At 62.7% G+C, this 21314-nt stretch carries 21 protein-coding genes; 15 read left to right on the top strand and 6 right to left on the bottom strand.

The genetic code is table 11. From position 1 onward, the window contains the following. Positions 1-351 precede the first annotated feature (351 nt). Positions 352-1080: a glycosyltransferase family 2 protein gene (locus NKJ28_RS27750; protein ID WP_031211231.1), complete on the top strand. Its 729-nt coding sequence runs from the start codon at positions 352-354 to the stop codon at positions 1078-1080. Beyond that, a complete protein-coding gene (locus tag NKJ28_RS27755) occupies positions 1073-1405 on the top strand; it encodes a lipid-A-disaccharide synthase N-terminal domain-containing protein (protein ID WP_023674681.1) in 333 nt (110 codons plus the stop codon). The genes NKJ28_RS27750 and NKJ28_RS27755 overlap by 8 nt, the downstream gene beginning before the upstream one ends. A 41-nt stretch (positions 1406-1446) precedes the next feature. Here NKJ28_RS27755 and NKJ28_RS27760 read toward each other — a convergent pair whose 3' ends face one another. Both NKJ28_RS27760 and NKJ28_RS27765 read right to left on the bottom strand, forming a co-directional pair. Further along, on the bottom strand, positions 1447-2097 hold the full coding sequence (locus NKJ28_RS27760; protein ID WP_023674682.1) for an FMN-binding negative transcriptional regulator: 651 nt from the start codon (positions 2095-2097) through the stop codon (positions 1447-1449). A gap of 6 nt (positions 2098-2103) precedes the next feature. Continuing rightward, positions 2104-2778 carry an alpha/beta hydrolase gene (locus NKJ28_RS27765; protein ID WP_023674683.1) on the bottom strand — a complete coding sequence of 225 codons (675 nt, stop codon included), beginning with the start codon at positions 2776-2778 and terminating at the stop codon, positions 2104-2106. Between the two features lie 290 nt (positions 2779-3068). Here NKJ28_RS27765 and NKJ28_RS27770 point away from each other — a divergent pair, with 290 nt between their 5' ends. The 8 genes from NKJ28_RS27770 to sufA all read left to right on the top strand — a co-directional run bounded on the left by NKJ28_RS27770 (position 3069) and on the right by sufA (position 10739). After that, entirely contained in the window at positions 3069-4247 is a 1179-nt protein-coding gene (locus tag NKJ28_RS27770; protein WP_352590643.1) for a cysteine desulfurase family protein, read from the top strand. A gap of 188 nt (positions 4248-4435) precedes the next feature. Next, entirely contained in the window at positions 4436-5953 is a 1518-nt protein-coding gene (gene sufB, locus NKJ28_RS27775) for a Fe-S cluster assembly protein SufB (RefSeq protein WP_023674685.1), read from the top strand. After that, complete coding sequence (locus NKJ28_RS27780; protein ID WP_352590646.1) at positions 5950-6366, top strand: hypothetical protein; 417 nt, start codon at positions 5950-5952, stop codon at positions 6364-6366. Before sufB ends, NKJ28_RS27780 begins: the two co-directional genes overlap by 4 nt. After that, positions 6359-7114 carry a Fe-S cluster assembly ATPase SufC gene (gene sufC, locus NKJ28_RS27785; protein ID WP_023674687.1) on the top strand — a complete coding sequence of 252 codons (756 nt, stop codon included), beginning with the start codon at positions 6359-6361 and terminating at the stop codon, positions 7112-7114. Before NKJ28_RS27780 ends, sufC begins: the two co-directional genes overlap by 8 nt. A 43-nt stretch (positions 7115-7157) precedes the next feature. After that, complete coding sequence (sufD, locus tag NKJ28_RS27790) at positions 7158-8426, top strand: Fe-S cluster assembly protein SufD (protein ID WP_352637793.1); 1269 nt, start codon at positions 7158-7160, stop codon at positions 8424-8426. Positions 8427-8605: 179 nt separating this feature from the next. After that, on the top strand, positions 8606-9847 hold the full coding sequence (locus NKJ28_RS27795) for a cysteine desulfurase (RefSeq protein WP_352637795.1): 1242 nt from the start codon (positions 8606-8608) through the stop codon (positions 9845-9847). 5 nt (positions 9848-9852) lie between these two features. Further along, positions 9853-10248: an SUF system Fe-S cluster assembly protein gene (locus NKJ28_RS27800; protein ID WP_352637797.1), complete on the top strand. Its 396-nt coding sequence runs from the start codon at positions 9853-9855 to the stop codon at positions 10246-10248. Positions 10249-10358: 110 nt separating this feature from the next. Next, the gene (gene sufA / locus NKJ28_RS27805) at positions 10359-10739 is read left to right on the top strand and encodes a Fe-S cluster assembly scaffold SufA (RefSeq protein WP_006206001.1); all 381 of its coding nucleotides are present in this window, start codon (positions 10359-10361) and stop codon (positions 10737-10739) included. A gap of 324 nt (positions 10740-11063) precedes the next feature. On the opposite strand, the gene NKJ28_RS27810 is transcribed toward sufA, so the two are convergent. After that, positions 11064-11561 (bottom strand): GFA family protein, encoded by a 498-nt coding sequence (locus NKJ28_RS27810; protein WP_352637799.1) that lies wholly within the window; start codon positions 11559-11561, stop codon positions 11064-11066. Between the two features lie 90 nt (positions 11562-11651). Between NKJ28_RS27810 and NKJ28_RS27815 the strand changes: the two genes are divergently transcribed. Further along, positions 11652-11975 (top strand): TfoX/Sxy family protein, encoded by a 324-nt coding sequence (locus tag NKJ28_RS27815; RefSeq protein ID WP_023717364.1) that lies wholly within the window; start codon positions 11652-11654, stop codon positions 11973-11975. Positions 11976-12009: 34 nt separating this feature from the next. Here the strand turns inward: NKJ28_RS27815 and NKJ28_RS27820 are convergent, their stop codons facing one another. Beyond that, positions 12010-12945: a PfkB family carbohydrate kinase gene (locus NKJ28_RS27820; RefSeq protein ID WP_352637801.1), complete on the bottom strand. Its 936-nt coding sequence runs from the start codon at positions 12943-12945 to the stop codon at positions 12010-12012. Between the two features lie 276 nt (positions 12946-13221). Here NKJ28_RS27820 and recA point away from each other — a divergent pair, with 276 nt between their 5' ends. The 3 genes from recA (at position 13222) to NKJ28_RS27835 (ending at position 18103) form a co-directional block, all read left to right on the top strand. Next, positions 13222-14319 carry a recombinase RecA gene (gene recA, locus NKJ28_RS27825; RefSeq protein WP_023674696.1) on the top strand — a complete coding sequence of 366 codons (1098 nt, stop codon included), beginning with the start codon at positions 13222-13224 and terminating at the stop codon, positions 14317-14319. Positions 14320-14578: 259 nt separating this feature from the next. Beyond that, positions 14579-17245, top strand: a complete 2667-nt coding sequence (gene alaS, locus NKJ28_RS27830) for an alanine--tRNA ligase (RefSeq protein WP_352637859.1) — start codon at positions 14579-14581, stop codon at positions 17243-17245. 63 nt (positions 17246-17308) lie between these two features. Beyond that, on the top strand, positions 17309-18103 hold the full coding sequence (locus tag NKJ28_RS27835; protein ID WP_352474728.1) for a PhzF family phenazine biosynthesis protein: 795 nt from the start codon (positions 17309-17311) through the stop codon (positions 18101-18103). A gap of 246 nt (positions 18104-18349) precedes the next feature. Here NKJ28_RS27835 and NKJ28_RS27840 read toward each other — a convergent pair whose 3' ends face one another. Then, a complete protein-coding gene (locus NKJ28_RS27840; RefSeq protein WP_352637804.1) occupies positions 18350-18976 on the bottom strand; it encodes a glutathione S-transferase family protein in 627 nt (208 codons plus the stop codon). A gap of 11 nt (positions 18977-18987) precedes the next feature. Continuing rightward, complete coding sequence (locus tag NKJ28_RS27845; RefSeq protein WP_352637806.1) at positions 18988-20199, bottom strand: NADP-dependent isocitrate dehydrogenase; 1212 nt, start codon at positions 20197-20199, stop codon at positions 18988-18990. 206 nt (positions 20200-20405) lie between these two features. Between NKJ28_RS27845 and NKJ28_RS27850 the strand changes: the two genes are divergently transcribed. Beyond that, positions 20406-21272 carry an RNA methyltransferase gene (locus NKJ28_RS27850; protein ID WP_352637808.1) on the top strand — a complete coding sequence of 289 codons (867 nt, stop codon included), beginning with the start codon at positions 20406-20408 and terminating at the stop codon, positions 21270-21272. Positions 21273-21314 lie beyond the last annotated feature (42 nt).

Consider the following 21314-nt stretch of genomic DNA (forward strand, 5'->3'; position numbering starts at 1 on the left):
GATTCCAACCCCGCAAGCCAAACCTGCTACCCAACCAAAACTCCCTTGACACCTCTCCGAAGCAGATGTGTGCGCACGCTAGCCCCTTGTGGGAGAAGGTGGATTGGCGCGCAGCGCCAAGACGGTTGAGGGGTGTTGGACGGAGTGCCGTCGTTGCCAAGCTGGAACACCCCTCATCCGACCGCGCTTCGCGCGGCCACCTTCTCCCACAACAAGGGGAGAAGGGAGAACCCCAAGCGTGCGGCCTGCTTGCGTCATCGTTTCGGCTGGCGTAATGAGGCGCCGCCAACGGGTCTCATCCGCTGGACCGCACGGCATCGATCGAATGCCATATCCTATGACAGAGTCGAGATGCCGGAGATATCCATCGTCATTCCTTGCCGGAACGAGGCGGCGAACCTGCCGCTTCTGCTCGACGAGATCGGCGCCGCGATGGCCGGGCGCGACTTCGAGGTCATCGTCGTCGACGATGGCTCGACCGACGACACGCCTTCGGTGCTTGCCGCACAAGCAGCGCTTCGCCGGTTTCCGCTGCGCCATCTCAGGCATCAGAAATCCGCTGGCCAGTCGCTCTCGGTGCGTTCGGGCGCCTGGGCGGCGCGCGGCGATATCGTCGCCACCATCGACGGCGACGGCCAGAACGACCCCGGTTATATCCCAGTGTTGATAGACGCGCTGCGGCAGGCTGGTCCCGATGTCGGGGCCGCGCAGGGACAGCGTCTGAAGCGCCGCGACAGCAAGATCAAGCAGCTGGCGTCGCGTTTCGCCAACGGGCTGAGAAAGGCCATCCTGCACGACGAGACGCGGGATACCGGCTGCGGCCTCAAGGCGATCCATACCGACATTTTGAGGAAATTGCCGTTCTTCGACGGCACCCACCGCTTTGTTCCGGCGCTGGTCATCCAGGAGGGCTACCGCGTCGTCCATTGCGACGTCGTCGATCGCTCCCGCCGTCACGGCAAATCGAATTACGGCATCTTCGATCGCGGCCTGCAGGGCGTGCTTGATCTTGCCGGCGTCTGGTGGCTGCGCCGCAGGCGCCGCAGAATGCCCAAAGTAGAGGAAATCAGGCATGGGTAACGTGCTTCAGGAATTGGCGACCTGGCTTCACGATGTTTTCGTCAAGCAATTCGATGCCTGGGTTCTGCTCGGCTTCGTCGCCCAGTTCTTCTTCACCATGCGCTTTCTGGTGCAGTGGGTGGCGTCGGAAAAGGCCAAGCGCAGCGTCGTGCCGATCGCCTTCTGGTTCTTTTCGCTGTTCGGCGGCGGCCTGCTGCTGATCTACGCCATCCAGCGTCAGGATCCGGTGTTCATCGCCGGCCAGGCCATGGGCCTGTTGATCTATATCCGCAATCTCTGGCTGATCGCCAACGAGCGCAAGGCGGCGATGACGAAGGTCGATTGAGCCCTCGACCGGCCTGAAACCGGTCGAGCAAGCAATCCAGATTACTGGCCGTCCAGCCCGCCGTAGGACCTTACCAGCCGGACCATATCGGCCGAATCGGCAGTCTCGCTCTCGAGCCCCTCGGCGACACCGACGCGGTCGGCGGCCGGGCGGTTCTGGCTGACTTTCCATTTGCCGCTGATTTCGGTGATTTCGATCTCTAGGCCGACGATGCCTTTGATCTGCGACTGGATGAAGGGTGCCGGCGCGTCGGTCACCGCCCACGGCGCCGAGCGGCTGCCCTCCTGCGACATCGTCAGATCGGAAATCTGCTCGGCCAGCCAATCCTGGTCTTCGATCACCGTGACGATGCCGCGCACCTGGACGATGGCGTAGTTCCAGGTCGGTACCACCTTGCCGGTTTCACGCTTGGTCTCGTACCAGGACGGCGTCACATAGGCATCGGCGCCCTGGAAGACGACCAGCACCCGCGCCAGGGGATTGTCGGCCAAAAGCCGCCATTGCGGATTGGCCTTGGCCAAATGGGCGCGGAGCCTGCCGTTCGGTGGCACATCCGCGTCTAGAAGAAAGGGAATCGCGTTGGCGACCGGCCCCTCGACGCCGTTCGACACCAGCAGGCCAAGCGGATGCGCCCGGATCAGCCCGTGCAGGACGTCCTGCCGTGTTTCCTGGAAGTGAGGCGGTTGGTACATCGCCGATTATCTCAGCCGCTTCGGCCGTGGGTCGGACAATTCCCCGGCCAGCCGGCGATCGAGGTAGTCGGCGCATTCCTCGATCAGAAGCTCCGCATGGTTGGCAAAGAAATGGTTGGCGCCGGGCAAGGTCTTCTGGGTGATGGTAATGCCCTTTTGCGTGTGCAGCTTGTCGACCAGCCCCTGCACGTCCTTGGGCGGCGCGACCTTGTCGGCGTCGCCGTGGATGATCAGGCCGGACGACGGGCATGGCGCCAGGAACGAGAAATCATAGGTATTGGGCTGCGGCGCGACCGAGATGAAGCCCTCGATCTCCGGCCGGCGCATCAGAAGCTGCATGCCGATCCACGAGCCGAACGAATAGCCGGCAACCCAGCAGCTCTTGGAATCCGGATGCAGCGACTGCACCCAGTCGAGCGCCGCGGCGGCGTCGGACAATTCGCCGGTGCCGTGGTCGAACTCGCCCTGGCTGCGGCCGATGCCGCGGAAATTGAAGCGCAGCGTGGTGAAATTGCGCTTCTGGAACATGTAGAAGAGGTCGTAGACGATCTTGTTGTTCATCGTCCCGCCGAACTGGGGGTGCGGGTGCAGGACGATGGCAATCGGCGCGCTCTTTTCCTTCGAGGGCTGATAGCGACCCTCCAGACGGCCGGCCGGACCGGTGAAAATGACCTCAGGCATGAAATACTCCACTTGGTATAAATTTGCGCGGCGCCCGGAACAACTCTTCCTCTGGCCCCAGTCTTCCTCTGGCCCCAGTCTTCCCTAGGCCCCAGTCTTCCCTAGGCCTTGACGCAGGGCGGGCGTCTTTCTAGAAGCTAGTTTAGAATTGTTCAAAACTGGGGGGCCAAAGACTGTGGCTCGGCCACCCACGCCGCAAGCCGCGTAAATAGGACGTCTTGCCTTGCAATTTCAAGGAAATAACGCGCTATCTTCGCGGAACGGCTTTTGAAGGGACCAGTTGGACGGAAATGGCCGGAGCACGCGCCTATCTCGACTACAATGCCAGCGCGCCGCTGCTTGCCTCGGCGCGCGCGGCGGTGGTCGCTGCGCTCGACGTCGCCGCCAACCCGTCCTCGGTCCATGCCGAGGGCCGCGCTGCACGGCGGCTGATCGAGGATGCCAGGCGCGACGTGGCGCGACTGGTCAGCGCCAAAGCCGAGCATGTCGTATTCACCTCCGGCGCGACGGAAGCGGCCTCGACGCTGCTGACGCCGGACTGGCAGATGGGGCGCGGTGCTGTCCGTATGAGCCGGCTCTATGTGTCCGAGGCCGATCATCCTTGCCTGCTGAACGGCGGGCGCTTCCCAGCGGCGCAGGTGACACGGATCGGCGTCGACGCCGACGGCGTCGTCAGGCTCGACGTTTTGGCCGAGGCTCTCGTCCAGCATGACAAGGTCGAAGGCTTGCCGCTGGTGGCCATCCACGCTGCCAACAATGAAACCGGCGTGATCCAGCCGGTCGGCCGCATTGCCGAAATCGTCAAGGCGGCGGGTGGCATCCTGGTTGTCGATGCCGTGCAGGCGGCCGGCCGCATTCCGCTCGATATGTCAGCGGGTTACGCAGACTATCTGATTCTCTCGTCGCACAAGATCGGCGGCTCAAAGGGCGTCGGCGCCATTGTCGCGGCGTCGGACCTGATGATGCCAAAGCCGCTGGTCAGCGGCGGTGGCCAGGAAAAAGGCCATCGCGGCGGCACCGAAAACCTGGCGGCGATTGCCGGGTTTGGCGCGGCGGCGCGCGAGGCGTCTGCCGGCTTGCAAACGATCGAAACGGTGCGGCAGCGTCGCGACGAAATCGAGGCGATCGTGAAAACGCTTGTTCCGGACGCCGAAATCTTCGGGATCGGCGCGCCAAGGCTTGCCAATACGACATTCTTCGCTATTGCCGGCATCAAGGCCGAGACGGCGCAGATTGCCTTCGACCTGGCCGGTGTGGCGCTGTCGGCGGGATCGGCCTGTTCGTCGGGCAAGGTCGGCCCGAGCCATGTGCTGAAAGCCATGGGTTATGGTGACGGCCTCGGCGCGTTGCGCGTGTCCGTCGGCCACGCGACCAGCGCTGAAGATATCGAGCTGTTCCGTTCGGCGCTGGCGACGATCGTCGCGCGCCAAGCCGGTAAGGAAAAGGCAAGCAGGGAACGAGCCGCCTGAGCGCGGCAGACGAAATGTAGGGCCTTGCGGCCTGGTAGAGCCGTGCGTTCGCATTTGGCCGGGTGAATTTCCGGCATGAACGCACTATATGAAACTTACGCCGCCTCCGGTGCCTGATGGGTGCTCGTTTGCGGTGCCATAGTTTGAAAACTGCCGGGCCTTGACCCCGGCGTGGATGGAGAACGCTGATGCCTGCTGTGCAGGAGACGATCGATCGAGTTCGAAAGATCGATGTCGACCAGTATAAATACGGATTCCAGACCGAAATCGCGATGGACAAGGCCCCCAAGGGCCTGAGCGAAGACATTATCCGCTTCATTTCGGCGAAGAAGGACGAGCCGTCCTGGATGCTGGAATGGCGCCTGGAAGCCTATCGCCGCTGGCTGACGCTGGACGAGCCGAAATGGGCGCGCGTCCACTATCCCAAAATCGATTTCCAGGACCTCCACTATTACGCCGCGCCCAAGAGCACGCCGGGGCCGACTTCGCTCAGCGAGGTCGATCCCGAACTGCTGAAGGTCTATGAGAAGCTCGGCATTCCGCTCAGGGAACAGGAAATCCTCGCCGGCGTGCAGAAGACCGATGCGTCGGAGCTCGAGGAAGCCAGCGACAACGTCTACAAGTCGGGCCGCGTCGCCGTCGATGCGGTGTTCGATTCCGTCTCCGTCGTCACCACTTTCAAGAAGGAACTGGCGCAGGCCGGCGTCATCTTCTGCTCGATCTCGGAAGCCATCCGCGAGCATCCGGAGCTGGTGAAGAAGTATCTCGGCTCGGTCGTGCCGACCTCCGACAATTTCTACGCGACGCTGAATTCGGCGGTGTTCACCGACGGTTCGTTCGTCTTCGTGCCCAAGGGCGTGCGCTGCCCGATGGAATTGTCGACCTATTTCCGCATGAACGAGAAGAACACCGGCCAGTTCGAGCGCACGCTGATCATCGCCGAGGAGGGGGCTTACGTCTCCTATCTCGAAGGCTGCACGGCGCCGCAACGCGACGAGAATCAGCTTCATGCCGCGGTGGTCGAGCTGATCGCGCTCGATGATGCCGAGATCAAATATTCGACGGTGCAGAACTGGTATCCCGGCGACGCCGAGGGCAAGGGCGGTATCTATAATTTCGTCACCAAGCGCGGCGACTGCCGCGGCCATCGCTCGAAGATTTCGTGGACGCAGGTCGAGACCGGCTCGGCGATCACCTGGAAATATCCGAGCTGTATCCTGCGCGGCGACGATTCCAGCGGCGAGTTCTATTCGATCGCCGTCTCGAACGGCTATCAGCAGGTCGACAGCGGCACCAAGATGATCCACCTCGGCAAGAACACGTCGAGCCGCATCATCTCCAAGGGCATCGCTGCCGGCTTCTCGCAGAACACCTATCGCGGCCAGGTCTCGGCGCACCGCAAGGCGACCAACGCCCGCAACTTCACCAATTGCGATTCCCTGCTGATCGGTGACCAGTGCGGCGCGCACACCGTGCCCTACATGGAAGCCAAGAACTCGACCGCTCAGTTCGAGCATGAGGCGACCACCTCGAAGATTTCCGAGGACCAGAAGTTCTACGTCATGCAGCGCGGCATCCCGGAAGAAGAGGCGATCGCGCTGATCGTCAACGGCTTCGTCAAGGACGTCATCCAGCAGCTGCCGATGGAATTCGCCGTCGAGGCGCAGAAGCTGATCGGCATCAGCCTCGAGGGGAGCGTGGGGTGAGTGACGATGAGGCAGAGAACGGTCCGCCGTTGGTCGCACGCGTTCACCAGTTTGACAGGCATTCTGGTGAGCTACCCGACAACTATCGGGCCGACCTCGATGAGCAGATTTGCGGAGAATTGGCAACGTCGCTCGGGAACTACCTTCGAAGCTTTGCTGCCGAAAGCAAAGTTGTCGTCAGTATCGAAGTCGAAGCCAACCGAATTAGCGCTGGGCGCGAAGACGGCACGGAGTTGATGATCACAGTCTACGGCCCTGAGATTTTTGAAATCACCAGGTGGCCGAATCCCGCCGACGCCGTCGAGGACGGAAGTATGCGATTTGACTTGGCACCTGAACTTGAAAGCGACGTCGCCGTTGCCCTAGCTCGGCGATATGTAGTTAACGGAACGATAGAGCAAGAGAATGCTTGAAATCAGAAACCTGCATGCCCGCATCGTCGATGACGGCACCGAGATCATCCGCGGCCTGAACCTGACGGTCAGGGCTGGCGAGGTCGCCGCCATCATGGGCCCGAACGGCTCGGGGAAATCGACGCTGTCCTATATCCTCGCCGGCCGCGAGGACTATGAGGTCACCGAGGGCGATATCCTCTACAACGGCCAGTCGATCCTCGAAATGGATCCGGCCGAGCGCGCCACCGCCGGCATCTTTCTCGCCTTCCAGTATCCGATGGAGATACCGGGCGTGGCGACGATGGAATTCCTGAAAGTAGCGATGAACGAGCAGCGCAAGGCGCGCGGCCAGGAACCGCTGAAGATCCCGGAATTTCTCAAGCGCGTGAAGGAAGCGGCGGCCTCGCTCAACATGGACATGGCGATGCTGAAGCGGCCGCTCAATGTCGGCTTCTCCGGCGGCGAGAAGAAGCGTGCCGAGATCCTGCAGATGAAGCTGCTCGAGCCAAAGCTCTGCGTGCTCGACGAGACCGATTCCGGTCTCGATATCGACGCGCTGAAGATCGTCGCGGACGGCGTCAACACGCTGCGCTCGCCGGACCGGGCCATCGTCGTCATCACCCATTACCAGCGCCTGCTCCAATACATCGTGCCGGATACGGTGCACGTGCTCTACAGGGGTCAGGTGATCAAGTCGGGCGACAAGTCGCTGGCGCTCGACCTCGAGGCCAATGGCTATGCCGGCGTGATCGGGCAAGCCGCGTGAGATGCCAGCAGGCCCGGAAGGCAAGCCAAATAAGGCGATACTGATGAATATGCACACGACACCCCAGCGAACATTGGCCGAAACGGCGCTGATCGACGCCTTTGGCGAGCGGCTGTCGCTGCTGCCCGGCGACGGCGCGGTGATGCTGAAGCGCGACGACGCCATCGAGGCGATCAAGGGCGGCCTGCCGACGCGGCGCGTCGAATCCTGGCATTATACGGACCTGCGCCGGCTGCTGACTTCGGTGCCGGACTTCGATCCGGCAGCGGTCGCGAAAGCCATTGCGCCGATCGTCGAAGGCTCCAGCGTTTTACCGGTGCTGAACGGCGTTTCGAGCGCGAAATGGGCTGTTGTCGAGGGCGTCACGGTACAGCGCCTATCGGAGAAGCTGACCGACGGCAGCATCGCCCCGGGGCTGGATTCCTATGGCAGCGACGATGCCATCGGCGCGCTCAACACCGCCTTTGTCGCCGACGGCTATTTCGTCGACATCGCCGACGGTGCCCAACTGGACAAGCCGGTCGAAATGCAGAATTTGCAGGCCGGTGGACAGACGCATGTACGCTTGGCCGTCCGCGTCGGTGCCCGCGCCAACGCTGTTATCGTCGAACGCCAGGCGGGCGAGGGGGCGGCACTGGTCAGCTCGGTCAGCCAGCTTGTGCTTGGCGAGGGCGCCGAAGTGACATGGCTGGTCGTGCAGGAGCAGCCGGATACGGCGACGCATCTCGCCCAGTTCAAGGCGCATCTCGGTAAGAATTCGAAACTGACGCTGTTCGTCATGAATGCCGGCGGCAAGCTGGTGCGCCAGGAGGTCGTTGTGAAGACGACCGGCGAGGGCGCCGAATTCACCCTGCGCGGCATCAATCTGCTCGCCGGCGACACCCATACCGACGTCACCATGGTGCTCGACCACGCCGTGCCGCACACAGCCTCGACGGAAGTCATCCGCAATGTGGTGACCGGCAGCGCGCGCGGCGTCTTCCAAGGCCGCATCAATGTCCACCAATATGCGCAGAAGACCAACGCCAAGATGGCCTGCAACACGCTGCTGTTGTCGGACGACGGCGAGTTCTCGACCAAGCCGGAGCTCGAAATCTTCGCCGACGACGTCGTCTGCGGCCATGGCGCGACCGTCACCGAGATCGACCACAGCCATCTGTTTTACCTGATGGCGCGCGGCGTCGACGAGAAGACCGCGCGCGGCCTGCTGGTCAAGGCCTTCGTCGCCGAGGTGATCGAGGAACTGGACGACGAGGCCATCGTCGAGGCGCTTGAAGCGAGACTCGACGATTGGTTTTTGACGCACGGGTAGAGGTGACTGAGGGGTTGGTGCCAACACCCCTCATCCGTCGCCTTCGGCGCCACCTTCTCCCACAAGGGGAGAAGGAGAGGCGCTCTTCCTTCTCCCCTTGTGGGAGAAGGTGGCCGAGCGAAGCTCGGTCGGATGAGGGGTGCTGGACGGAATGAGGCGGTGCCTCGAGAGAGCTTGTGATGGACCAGAAAGTCGAAAACATCCCCTACGACGTCGAGGCGATCCGCCGCGACTTCCCGATCCTGTCGCGGCAAGTCTACGGCAAACCGCTGGTCTATCTCGACAATGGCGCCTCGGCGCAGAAGCCACAGGCGGTGCTCGACGCCATCCAGCACGCCTATTCCCAGGAATATGCCAACGTCCATCGCGGCCTGCATTTCCTGTCGAATGCCGCGACCGACGCCTATGAGAAGGCTCGCGAGACGGTTCGCCGTTTCCTCAATGCGCCGAGCACCGACAACATCGTCTTCACCTCGAACACCACGGCGGCGATCAACACGGTCGCCTATGGTTTCGGCATGCCGAACATCGGCGAAGGCGACGAGATCGTGCTCTCGATCATGGAGCATCATTCCAACATCGTGCCGTGGCATTTCATCCGCGAGCGGCAAGGCGCCAAGCTGGTCTGGGTGCCGGTCGACGATCTCGGCGTCTTCCACATCGAGGAATTCGAAAAGCGGCTGACCGACCGCACCAGGCTCGTCGCTATCACGCATATGTCGAATGCGCTGGGCACGGTGACGCCGATCAAGGAGATTGTGCGCATCGCGCATGCCCGCGGCATTCCGGTGCTGGTCGACGGCAGCCAGAGCGCCGTGCATATGCCGATCGACGTGCAGGACCTCGACTGCGATTTCTTCGTCTTCACCGGCCACAAGGTCTATGGCCCGTCGGGCATCGGCGTGCTCTACGGCAAGAAGGATATTCTGGAGCGCATGCGCCCGTTCATGGGCGGCGGCGAAATGATCGAGGAGGTGACGCAAGACATCGTCACCTACAACGACCCGCCGCACCGTTTCGAGGCTGGCACGCCGCCGATCGTCCAGGCGATCGGACTTGGTGCGGCGCTCGAATACATGGAAAAGATCGGCCGCGAGCGCATCGCCGCGCACGAGGCGGATCTGAAGGATTATGCGCATCAAAAACTGCGCGCCATCAATTCACTGCGCATCTTCGGCGATGCGCCCGGCAAGGGCGCCATCATCTCGTTCGAGCTGCAGGGCATCCACGCCCATGACGTGTCGATGGTTATCGACCGGCAGGGCGTGGCGGTCCGCGCCGGCACGCATTGCGCGCAGCCGCTGTTGAAACGCTTCGGCGTAACATCCACATGCAGGGCGTCGTTCGGCATGTATAATACCAGGGCCGAAGTCGATGCTTTGGCCGATGCGCTGGAAAAAGCGCGAAAATTCTTCGGGTGACGATCATGGATGATGCCAGCCACACCGCCGAAAGCACGGCACTGGAAACGACGACCAATGCGGTGGTCTCCGGATCGGCCATTCCCGCCGACGAACTGGCGCGGCTGACCGACGACATCGTCTCGGCGCTGAAGACGGTCTATGACCCGGAAATTCCGGCCGACATCTATGAGCTCGGCCTGGTCTACAAGATCGATATCGAGGACGACCGCTCGGTCAAGATCGACATGACGCTGACCGCGCCGGGCTGCCCGGTGGCTGGCGAAATGCCCGGTTGGGTCGAAAATGCCGTCGGCGCCGTCGAAGGCGTTTCCGGCGTCGAGGTCAACATGACCTTCGACCCGCCCTGGTCGCCCGACCGCATGTCGGAAGAGGCGCAGGTGGCGGTTGGGTGGTACTAGCATCCGACCAGCCAGAGGCTGGCGCACTTGCGCCGGGTACAAAACTTCACCATTTTAGGTGAGGAATCATTCGGCAGGCCTTGAGCCTGCGCGCAATGGAGAAGGAAAACATGGGACGCTTCGCCGTCATCACGATGACCGAAAAGGCCGCCGACCGGGTTCGCGAGATCGTCGCGACCCGTGAGAATGCGCATGGCATTCGCCTTGGCATCAAGAAGGGCGGCTGCGCCGGCATGGAATATACGGTCGATCTGGTGACCGAGCCGAACACCAAGGACGATCATATCGAGCGCGATGGCGCCCATGTCTATGTCGCGCCGGAGGCAGCGCTTTTCCTGTTCGGCACCGAGATGGATTTCGAGCAGACGACACTGCGCACCGGCTTCACCTTCCGCAACCCGAACCAGAGCTCGGCCTGCGGCTGCGGCGAATCGGTCGAATTGAAGCCGGCCGATCTGAAGGCACTGGCCGAAGCACGCGCCTCAGCCTGATTGGAAACCGCTAGCTCTCGACACGTTCGAGATTGGCTGAGGCTCGCAACTTCGTCATCCCTGGGCGAAGCAGGAGCGAAGCTCCGTCGCGGAGACCCTGGGATCCATGCCGTAACCTCAGCCGAAGGGTGCAGCGGAGCAGAACGCTGCACCTCACCAGCGCTCCGAAGTCGCGGCATGGATCCTGGGGTCTGCGCGCGTCGCTTCGCTCCTTGCTCCGCCCCAGGATGACGACGGAACAGGGTTTCGGCCCATCCCCTGGGCACACTATTCGCCAGCGTCCGCACCATTCAATTCGTCAAACCTTCAGCGCTATGCAAATAGCTAATCCACCCACATCCCCGTTCGCTTGTGCCAGTCTGCGATCGACTCCTTCGGGTAGACGTCGAACACCTTGTCGCCCTTGCCGATATCCGGCTCGACCCAGTTCGCCTTGTATTTCAGCATCAGATGCACCTTCTCCGGCGGTTTCGGCAGGTCTGTGTCGACAGCCGAGGCGAACGGATGCACCAGCTCCGGCCAGGTCGGATCGTAGAGCCAGAGTGCCGTCCCGCATTTCGTGCAGAAGTTCCGCTCGCCCGTCGAGGTCTCGCGTTGCGGGTGCTCGTCGTCCTCGATCTCGGCGCGGTAGACGCCGAGATGGCGCTTGCCCTGGATTTTCAGCGTCTCGTAATCGGCGCCGAGATTGATGGCAAAACCGCCGCCGCCCTGCTGCTTGCGGCAGATCGAGCAGTAGCACAGCATGAACGGCACCGGCGTATGGCTTTCCACCTCGAAACGCACGGCATTGCACCGGCAGGACCCTTTGAGCAGAAGCGGCATGAGAAACTCCGATGAAACTGATTCCGAACTTGTCAGGATGGTGCCGGTTGCGTCGATGACAAGGGGAAATCCGGGTGACATGATCGCCGCATGGACAACGAGCGCATAGAAGAGCTTTTCGAAGGCCTCGGCCCGGTCAGCATCCGCAAGCTGTTCGGCGGCAAGGGCATCTATTTCGACGGCGTCATCGTCGCCATCGTCATCCGTGGCGAATTGATGCTGAAGGCCGACGCCGAAAGCGCCCCGGATTTCGAAGCGGCCGGCTGCCGTCAATGGACCTATACCGGCTCGCGCCACGGCAAGCTCGTGTCGATGCCCTATTGGAGCGTTCCCGACAGCGCATTCGACGATCCCGACGAGATGGCGATCTGGGCGCGCCGCGCCTACGAGGCAGGACGGCGCGCCGGCAAATAGGCTGCGTCATGCTTCGGCAATTCCGGGCCGCACTTCATGCCGGGTCCCGCGCCTCGGGCACGAGCGCCAGCGCTTCGGCAAAGCCAGCGCTGGTGAAGGCGGCACTCTCGACGACGAGCATAGCTGCGGCAATGCCTTCGCGCAGTGCCGCGCGCAGCGTCAGGCCGCGCAGCAGGGCAGCGATCGTGGCGCCTGCCAATGCGTCGCCGGCGCCGGCAGTATCGGTCCGCTTTTGTAGCGGCGGTGGTGGCGAGATCGAGAACGCGCTCAATTCGTCGAAACCGAGCACTGGTTCGTCGCCGGCGGTGATCACGCCGCTTTTCAGCCCGGCGCGTCTTAGGCCGTCGACGATGCCTTGATCGTCAGCATCGATGCCGACGCCGGCGAGCACGCCGGCCTCCTGCCGGTTCATGAAGGCCAGCGCCAGACGGTCGAGCACCGGCATCAGCCGCGCCGCCTTATTGGGCGAGACCGCAAGCGCAAACACCGGCTTGTCGGCGGCGAGTGCCGCCAGCCGCCCCAGCGCGGTCGACGGCAGGTTGGCGTCGCACAGCACCGCGTCGGCCGAACCGATCGCTTCCCGCACCTTGGCGCGGCGGATCTGCTTGGGAAGCGCCAGCTCGTAGAGCACCATGTCGGCAAGGCCGGCGATCAGCCCGCCGTCGCTATCGATCAGCATCGTATGGCTTGGCGTTGCTCGGTCGAGGAACACCGCCGACAGGTCGGCAATGCCGGCCTCGGTGACGGCGCGTAAAACCGTGTCGCCAAGGGCATCGCCGCCGCGCACCGAAAGCAGCGAGGCCGAGGCGCCGCGTCGCACCGCACAGCGCAAGGCGTTGAAGACGGCACCGCCGACATGCTCGCGCATCGTGCCGGGGTTGGAAGCGGCCGGCACGAAGGCGCCGGCAACCCGGCCGCGCCGCTCGATATAGGCGCCGCCCACGGCCAGGATCGTCGGGGATTTGATCATGCCGTCAAAATGCCCTTTTGCTGTTGCCCGGAGAGACTAGGTCGCCGGGCGGAACCCTGCAATCGCGGGTCCGATTCGGTTGGTGACGGCAACGGCGCCGCATGCGAAGCGAGACACATCGGAAGCAATAATTGCGAAACAAAAATAGAACAAATAGGGATATGCATTATTTTTCAAACCCTTGGTGCTCATTGACAAATGAGAACAAATGAGGTACATTCTTTTAAGGATTGCGGGATTGTCCGGCCTCCATTGACGACCACGGGGTGATGTATCATGGCTCAGAATTCTTTGCGGCTTGTAGAGGACAAAGCGGTGGACAAATCAAAGGCTCTGGATGCGGCGCTGTCGCAAATCGAGCGTGCCTTCGGCAAGGGCTCGATCATGCGGCTCGGCGCGAACGAGCAGGTCGTCGAGATCGAAACGGTGCCGACCGGCTCGCTTGGGCTGGACATCGCGCTTGGCGTCGGCGGCCTGCCGCGCGGCCGCATCGTCGAGATCTACGGGCCGGAAAGCTCGGGCAAGACGACGCTGGCGCTGCACACGGTGGCCGAAGCCCAGAAGAAGGGCGGCATCTGCGCCTTCGTCGATGCCGAGCACGCGCTCGACCCGGTCTATGCCCGCAAGCTCGGCGTCGATCTCGAAAACCTGCTGATCTCGCAGCCCGATACCGGCGAGCAGGCGCTGGAGATCTGCGACACGCTGGTGCGCTCCGGCGCCATCGACGTGCTGGTGGTCGATTCGGTGGCGGCGTTGACGCCGCGGGCGGAAATCGAAGGCGAGATGGGCGATTCGCTGCCCGGCCTGCAGGCCCGCCTGATGAGCCAGGCACTGCGCAAGCTCACCGCCTCGATCTCGCGCTCCAACACCATGGTCATCTTCATCAACCAGATCCGCATGAAGATCGGCGTCATGTTCGGTTCGCCCGAGACGACGACCGGCGGCAATGCGTTGAAATTCTATGCCTCGGTCCGCCTCGACATCCGCCGCATCGGCTCGGTCAAGGATCGCGACGAGGTCGTCGGCAACCAGACCCGCGTCAAGGTCGTCAAGAACAAGCTGGCGCCGCCCTTCAAGGTGGTCGAGTTCGACATCATGTATGGCGAGGGCGTCTCCAAGACCGGCGAGCTGGTCGATCTCGGCGTCAAGGCGGGCGTGGTCGAAAAGTCGGGCGCCTGGTTCTCCTACAATTCGCAGCGTCTTGGCCAGGGCCGCGAAAACGCAAAACTGTTCCTGCGCGACAATCCCGACACGGCGCGCGAGATCGAGCTGGCGCTGCGGCAGAATGCCGGGCTGATCGCTGAGAAATTCCTTGAGAACGGCGGCTCCGAAAGCAGCGACGACGGTTTCGAGGACGACGCTGGGGTGATGTAGGGCAAGCGACGCCTCGCTGAGCCTCAGCCAGGTTTCGATCTGATGTTTTGATTTTGAGTTTGCGTAATCGATGCGTTTCGAACCGCCGGCCCTGGGCCGGCGGTTCGCGTTTGACGGCGAGGCAGACGCATTTCAAGGCGCTGGTGAAAGCCGGGATTTGAGCCCATTTGGTGTTTCTGGACAGGCTGCGGTGCGACCGCTAAAAGGCCATGTCTATTTTCCGCCGGCAGCCGGCGGTTCTCTCGAAAAGGCAGTATTCATGAGTGGCGTCAACGAGATCCGGTCGGCATTTCTCGACTATTTTCGCAAGGAAGGTCACGAGGTCGTCGCGTCAAGCCCGCTGGTCCCGCGCAACGACCCGACGCTGATGTTCACCAATGCCGGCATGGTGCAGTTCAAGAACGTTTTCACCGGTCTGGAGAAGCGGCCGTATTCGCGCGCCACGACTGCCCAGAAGAGTGTTCGCGCCGGCGGCAAGCACAACGACCTCGACAATGTCGGCTACACCGCGCGCCACCTGACCTTCTTCGAGATGCTCGGCAATTTCTCCTTCGGCGACTATTTCAAGGAGCGGGCCATAGAGCTTGCCTGGAACCTGATCACCAGGGAGTTCGGGCTGAAGAAGGACAAGCTGCTGGTCACCGTCTACCACACCGACGACGAGGCGGCCTCGTACTGGAAGAAGATCGCCGGCCTTTCGGACGATCGCATCATCCGCATCGCGACTTCGGACAATTTCTGGGCAATGGGCGACACTGGACCTTGCGGGCCGTGTTCGGAGATATTCATCGACCGTGGCGAGCATATCTGGGGCGGCCCTCCCGGCAGCCCCGAGGAGGATGGCGACCGTTTCCTTGAATTCTGGAACCTGGTGTTCATGCAGTACGAACAGGTGACGAAGGAAGAGCGCGTCGACCTGCCGCGTCCGTCGATCGACACAGGCATGGGCCTCGAGCGCATGGCATCCATCCTGCAAGGGGTTGAAAGCGTCTTCGAAACCGACCTGTTCCGCCACCTGATCGACGCTGCGTCGTCGGCGCTTGGCAAGGGTCCGGATGCGGGCACAGTCGCATCGTTCCGTGTCATCGCCGACCATTTGCGTTCGTCCTGCTTCCTGGTCGCCGACGGCGTGCTGCCGTCCAACGAAGGACGCGGCTACGTGCTTCGTCGCATCATGCGCCGGGCCATGCGCCATGCGCAATTGCTCGGCGCCCGCGATCCGCTGATGTGGCGCCTGGTGCCGGCGCTGGTCCGCGAGATGGGCCAAGCCTACCCGGAACTGGTGCGCGGCGAACAGATGATCACCGAAACGCTGAAGCTGGAAGAGACGCGCTTCCGCAAGACGTTGGTGCGCGGCTTGGGCTTGCTTTCGGAGGCGACGGAAAAGCTGGCCTCCGGCGACATGCTGGATGGCGAGACAGCGTTCAAGCTCTACGACACCTATGGCTTTCCGCTCGATCTGACGCAGGACGCGCTGCGCCAGCGCAACATCTCGGTCAACCTTGCCGGCTTCACCGAGGCGATGGAGCGGCAGAAAGCGGAGGCGCGCAAAAGCTGGGCCGGCTCCGGCGACGTGGCGACCGAGACGGTATGGTTTCCGGTGCGCGAGAACGCCGGCGCCACCGAGTTCCTCGGCTATGAGACCGAGCAGGCGGAAGGCCTCATCCAAGCGCTGGTCAGGGGCGGCAAGACCGTCGACAGCGCCGGCAAAGGTGACGCCGTTGCCGTGGTTGTCAACCAGACGCCGTTCTATGGCGAGTCCGGTGGCCAGATGGGCGACACCGGCGTCATTTCGGGCGACGGGTTCTCGATCGAAATATCCGATACCCAGAAGAAGGCCGATGGGCTTTTCGTCCATCTCGGCAAGGTGGCTAACGGCACGGTCAAGACGGGCGCGACCGTCGAGCTGAAGGTGGACCACGCGCGTCGCTCCAGGCTGCGCGCGAACCATTCCGCCACGCATCTGATCCATGAGGCGCTGCGCGAGGTGCTGGGTACCCATGTGGCGCAGAAGGGCTCGCTGGTCGCGCCCGAGCGTCTGCGCTTCGACATTTCGCACAACAAGCCGATCTCGCCGGACGAGCTCGAAGAGGTCGAGCGCATGGCAAACGAGATCGTCGTTCAGAACGGCCCTGTAACCACGCGGCTGATGTCTGTCGACGACGCCATTGCCGAAGGCGCCATGGCGCTGTTTGGCGAGAAATATGGCGATGAAGTGCGCGTCGTTTCGATGGGCACGGGCTTGCATGGCGCCAAGGCCAACCGGCCTTATTCGGTCGAGCTATGCGGCGGCACGCATGTCAGGGCGACCGGCGATATCGGCCTGGTGCGCATCGTGTCCGACAGCGCGGTCGCTGCCGGCGTGCGCCGCATCGAGGCGTTGACCGGCGAGGCGGCCAGAAAGCATCTCGACGAACAAGACAAGCGGTTGAAGGCGGCCGCCGCCGCGTTGAAGATTTCGCCGGCCGATGTGCCGGCCCGCGTCGAGGCGCTGCTGGACGAACGCAAGAAGCTCGAAAAGGAGCTGATCGAGGCGCGCAAGAAGCTGGCGCTGGGCGATCGCTCGCCAGCCGGTGTGCCTGCGGAAAACGAAACCATTGCCGGTGTCGGTTTTCTCGGCAAGGCGGTATCGGGCGTCTCGCCAAAGGATCTTAAGCCGTTGGCCGATGCCGGCAAGAAGTCGCTCGGCTCCGGCATCGTCGTCTTTGTCGGCGCCGGCGAGGACAACAAGGCGAGCGTCGTCGTCGCCGTCACCGATGATCTGACCGGCCGCTTCAACGCCATCGATCTGGTGCGCGTCGCGTCCGCGGCATTGGGCGGGCAGGGCGGCGGCGGGCGACCCGATATGGCTCAGGCCGGCGGCCCGGACGGCTCGAAGGCCGAAGACGCGATCGCTGCGGTGAAGGCGGCTCTCGAAGCGGCGTGAACCTGCACCGGGGCGGCACGGCCGAAATGGCGCGCCGCCCAGCGGATATCTTTGAGGGCCGATATGCCGACGCTGACGATGTATCAGGTCGATGCCTTTGCCGAACGGGCCTTCCAGGGTAACCCTGCCGCCGTTCTCCTTTTAGAGGAATGGCTGTCGGAGCAGGTAATGCAGGCCATCGCCAACGAAAACAATCTTGCTGAAACCGCGTTTGTGCGGCCGAATGGCAAAGGTTGGGATTTGCGCTGGTTCACGCCGGTCCATGAAGTCGACTTCTGCGGCCACGCCACTCTTGCGGCCGCCCATGTGCTGGCTACGGAATACAATGGTCAGGGCGAAATGGCCTTCGCCACCCGGGTCGGCGAGCTGCGGGTTTCCCGGTGGGAAGGGGGCTATCAGCTCGATCTGCCTTGTTTTCCGCCGCAGCCCATCGAGGAGGAGCTGAACTCGGCGCTGCAAGCGATATTGCCTCAGCGGCCGGTTGCGAGCTTCCGCAATTTCGAGAACCTGTTTGTCGAGCTTGCCGACGAGACAACCGTGCGATCTTTCGTTCCCGATCTGCTCAGGATCGGACGTTTTCATCCTCTCGGCCTGGTTATTACCGCGCCTGGGCGAGCCCACGATTTCGTCTCCCGTTACTTTGTGCCCGGGGCGGGCATTCCCGAGGATCCGGTAACCGGCTCCATTCATGCGACGCTGGTGCCTTATTGGTCTGAAAAACTCGGCAAGACGCATCTGTCGGCATTCCAATGCTCGCAGCGCGGCGGGCATTTGCTATGCGAACTGGCCGGAGATCGCGTGCTGATCACAGGCCGTGCGAAGACCTTCATGAAGGCGGAGATCTACCTTCCCGATTGAGCGGCTTGCGAGGCAGAGAAGGCAAGGATCTGGGAGAATTTGTCGCCAGCCTCGGCGGGACAGCACCCCCCTCTGTCCTGCCGGACATCTCCCCCTCAAGGGGGGAGATTGGATGTCACGATTGCCTTCGCCACTTGTCAATGATTGAAGAAAAGCGGGGCAATGAACCTGCCAATCTCCCCCCTTGAGGGGGAGATGTCCGGCAGGACAGAGGGGGGTGCTGTCCCTCGGCCTCTCGTATCTTTGTCACCCTGCCTTTTCGGCTTTCGCAAAACTCGCGCGTTGAGTGATGCGCGCATACCAATCCCGAATATCGGCAAACTCGGCCAGCAGGGCTTGTCCCTCGGCGACCTTGACGAAATAGCCGATGATCGGTGCGGCGTGCAGGTCGGCCAGCGTCAGGTCCGTTCCCAACAGCCAAGGCCCTTCGGCTTTCAGCGAGGAGAGCGCCTGCAATGCCGTTCTTGCCTGCCGCAACCCGTTGGCGATCACGGCTTCGTCGGGCGGCGTTTTTTCCAGCCGCTCGACAGCGACATCCCAGACCATGGTCCTGTAGGCGTAGGCGTCGAGCAGGCCGGTGATCTGGTTCAGGCGTGCTCGAGGCCGAGATTCGACCGGTTGCAGCGCCGGGCCGTCAAAGGCTTCGTCGACATAACGGGCAATCGCGCCGGTCTCGTAGAGGCGAAAGCCGTCCTGCTCGAAGGCCGGGATGCGGCCGAACGGCTGGTGCTCGAAATACCAGCCGGGAATGCCATCCGCGGCAAAGATGTCGACGGGCACGAGCTCGTAGCCGACGCCCTTTTCCTCCAGCACCAGCCGCACGATGCGCACATAGACGCTGTAGTCCGCGCCGTAGACGACGGGCTTGCCCATGCCGGTTGGGCTCAGGCCATCGCTTTCTGCAAATTCTCGTCGATCTTGTCGAGGAAGCCGGTGGTCGAAAGCCATGGCTGGTCGGGGCCGATCAGCAGCGACAGGTCCTTGGTCATGAAGCCGGACTCGACCGTCTGGATGCAGACCCTTTCCAGCGTCTCGGCAAAGCGCCTCAGTTCGGCATTGTCGTCGAGCTTGGCGCGGTGCGCGAGGCCGCGCGTCCAGGCAAAGATCGAGGCGATCGAATTGGTCGAGGTCTCCTCGCGCTTCTGGTGCTGGCGATAGTGGCGGGTGACGGTGCCGTGCGCGGCTTCCGCCTCGACGGTCTTGCCGTCCGGCGTCATCAGCACCGAGGTCATCAGGCCGAGCGAGCCGAAGCCTTGCGCCACCGTGTCGGACTGCACGTCGCCGTCATAATTCTTGCAGGCCCAGACATAGCCACCCGACCATTTCAGGCTCGAGGCCACCATGTCGTCGATCAGCCGGTGCTCGTACCAGAGTTTCTTCGCTTTGAATTCTGCTTCGAACTCCGCCTCGTAGACCTCCTGGAAGATGTCCTTGAAGCGTCCGTCATAGGCTTTGAGGATGGTGTTCTTGGTCGAGAGGTAGACGGGGTAATTGCGCAGCAGGCCGTAGTTCAGGGAGGCGCGGGCGAATTCGCGGATCGATTCGTCGAGATTGTACATGGCCATGGCGACGCCGGCGCCGGGTGCGTCGAAGACGTCGTGCTCGATCACCTGGCCGTCCTCGCCGACGAATTTGATCGTCAGCTTGCCCTTGCCGGGGAAGCGGAAGTCGGTGGCGCGGTACTGGTCGCCGAAGGCGTGGCGGCCGACGATGATCGGCTTGGTCCAGCCGGGCACCAGCCGCGGCACGTTCTTCATGATGATCGGCTCGCGAAAGATGGTGCCGCCGAGGATGTTGCGGATGGTGCCGTTCGGCGACTTCCACATCTTCTTCAGCTTGAATTCCTCGACGCGCTGCTCGTCGGGCGTGATCGTCGCGCATTTCACGCCGACGCCGTATTTCTTGATGGCGTTGGCCGAATCGATGGTCACCTGGTCGTTGGTGGCGTCGCGGTGCTCGATGCCGAGGTCGTAATATTCGAGCTTGAGGTCGAGATAAGGGTGGATCAGCTTGTCCTTGATGAACTGCCAGATGATGCGGGTCATCTCGTCGCCGTCGAGTTCGACGACCGGGTTCGCCACCTTGATCTTCGCCATGGAAAGAATGCCTCGCTTTTGGGGAACGGAACGGCCTTGCCCGCACGGCTGCCGGCCCTGGGATGCGGCCCGTATATCAAAGGCTTTTTGGCCGCGCAAACGGCGAACCGCGCCGTAGTGTCGGCATTCCTTGCGAAAGCTTCATTTTCGCCGCCAAATGTGGCAGGGGACTGCGAAATGCCGCAAACAGCAGTTCACTGACAACCATGGCCGCTACCCAGGATCCCGAAACCCCTCTTGCCTCCGGAACTCCAGCGTCCGGACCGGCGATCATCCTGGTCGAGCCGCAGCTCGGCGAGAATATCGGCATGGTTGCACGCGCCATGGCCAATTTCGGCCTTTCCGAGCTGCGGCTCGTCAATCCGCGCGACGGCTGGCCGAGCGAGAAGGCGCGTGCCGCCGCAAGCCGCGCCGACCACGTCATCGATGCCGTCAAGGTATTCGATGACCTGGCCTCGGCGGTTGCCGATTTGAACTTCGTCTTCGCCACCACGGCGCGCGCGCGCGACAATTTCAAGCCGGTGCGCGGTCCGGTCGAGGCGGGCAGGGCGCTGCGGGCGCGGCAGCGGGCCGGCCAGCGCACCGGCATCCTGTTCGGCCGCGAGCGCTTCGGCCTCTATAATGACGAGGTCGGCCTTGCCGACGAGATCGTCACCTTCCCCGTCGATCCAGCCTTCTCCTCGCTCAACATCGCCCAGGCGGCCCTGCTGATGTCCTATGAATGGATGAAGTCCGGCCTGGAAGACGAGACCAGGACCAACTTCTCCGGCCCCGAAATGCCGCCGGCTGCCAAGGAAGAATTGCACGGCCTGTTTGCGTATCTGGAAGGTGCACTGGAGGCGCGCGGCTATTTCCGCCCGGCAGCGAAGAAGCCGAAGATGGTCGACAATTTGCGTGCAGTGCTGACCCGCGCCGGCTTTGCCGAGCCGGAGCTTAAGGTGCTGCGCGGCATAATATCATCGCTGGACAGGTTCTCGCCGGCCATGCCGCGCGGCGACGGATCGCCCGGCGACGATCCAAGGCGGCTCCCGGCGGCCGCGGCACGCGCTGCGAGGGCGAAAGACAAAGACTAGCCTCGGAACTGCCCATACCTCACCAGTAACCGAATGTTATTT

Source organism: Mesorhizobium sp. M0145, assembly GCF_040322355.1.
In the GTDB taxonomy this organism is placed as follows: Bacteria; Pseudomonadota; Alphaproteobacteria; order Rhizobiales; family Rhizobiaceae; genus Mesorhizobium.

Coding starts and splice junctions, on each gene's coding strand:
- NKJ28_RS27750 (WP_031211231.1), top strand. CDS start 352: ATGCCGGAGATATCCATCGTCATTCCTTGCCGGAACGAGGCGGCGAAC.
- NKJ28_RS27755 (WP_023674681.1), top strand. CDS start 1,073: ATGGGTAACGTGCTTCAGGAATTGGCGACCTGGCTTCACGATGTTTTC.
- NKJ28_RS27760 (WP_023674682.1), bottom strand. CDS start 2,097: ATGTACCAACCGCCTCACTTCCAGGAAACACGGCAGGACGTCCTGCAC.
- NKJ28_RS27765 (WP_023674683.1), bottom strand. CDS start 2,778: ATGCCTGAGGTCATTTTCACCGGTCCGGCCGGCCGTCTGGAGGGTCGC.
- NKJ28_RS27770 (WP_352590643.1), top strand. CDS start 3,069: ATGGCCGGAGCACGCGCCTATCTCGACTACAATGCCAGCGCGCCGCTG.
- sufB (WP_023674685.1), top strand. CDS start 4,436: ATGCCTGCTGTGCAGGAGACGATCGATCGAGTTCGAAAGATCGATGTC.
- sufC (WP_023674687.1), top strand. CDS start 6,359: ATGCTTGAAATCAGAAACCTGCATGCCCGCATCGTCGATGACGGCACC.
- sufD (WP_352637793.1), top strand. CDS start 7,158: ATGAATATGCACACGACACCCCAGCGAACATTGGCCGAAACGGCGCTG.
- NKJ28_RS27795 (WP_352637795.1), top strand. CDS start 8,606: ATGGACCAGAAAGTCGAAAACATCCCCTACGACGTCGAGGCGATCCGC.
- NKJ28_RS27800 (WP_352637797.1), top strand. CDS start 9,853: ATGGATGATGCCAGCCACACCGCCGAAAGCACGGCACTGGAAACGACG.
- sufA (WP_006206001.1), top strand. CDS start 10,359: ATGGGACGCTTCGCCGTCATCACGATGACCGAAAAGGCCGCCGACCGG.
- NKJ28_RS27810 (WP_352637799.1), bottom strand. CDS start 11,561: ATGCCGCTTCTGCTCAAAGGGTCCTGCCGGTGCAATGCCGTGCGTTTC.
- NKJ28_RS27815 (WP_023717364.1), top strand. CDS start 11,652: ATGGACAACGAGCGCATAGAAGAGCTTTTCGAAGGCCTCGGCCCGGTC.
- NKJ28_RS27820 (WP_352637801.1), bottom strand. CDS start 12,945: ATGATCAAATCCCCGACGATCCTGGCCGTGGGCGGCGCCTATATCGAG.
- recA (WP_023674696.1), top strand. CDS start 13,222: ATGGCTCAGAATTCTTTGCGGCTTGTAGAGGACAAAGCGGTGGACAAA.
- alaS (WP_352637859.1), top strand. CDS start 14,579: ATGAGTGGCGTCAACGAGATCCGGTCGGCATTTCTCGACTATTTTCGC.
- NKJ28_RS27835 (WP_352474728.1), top strand. CDS start 17,309: ATGCCGACGCTGACGATGTATCAGGTCGATGCCTTTGCCGAACGGGCC.
- NKJ28_RS27840 (WP_352637804.1), bottom strand. CDS start 18,976: ATGGGCAAGCCCGTCGTCTACGGCGCGGACTACAGCGTCTATGTGCGC.
- NKJ28_RS27845 (WP_352637806.1), bottom strand. CDS start 20,199: ATGGCGAAGATCAAGGTGGCGAACCCGGTCGTCGAACTCGACGGCGAC.
- NKJ28_RS27850 (WP_352637808.1), top strand. CDS start 20,406: ATGGCCGCTACCCAGGATCCCGAAACCCCTCTTGCCTCCGGAACTCCA.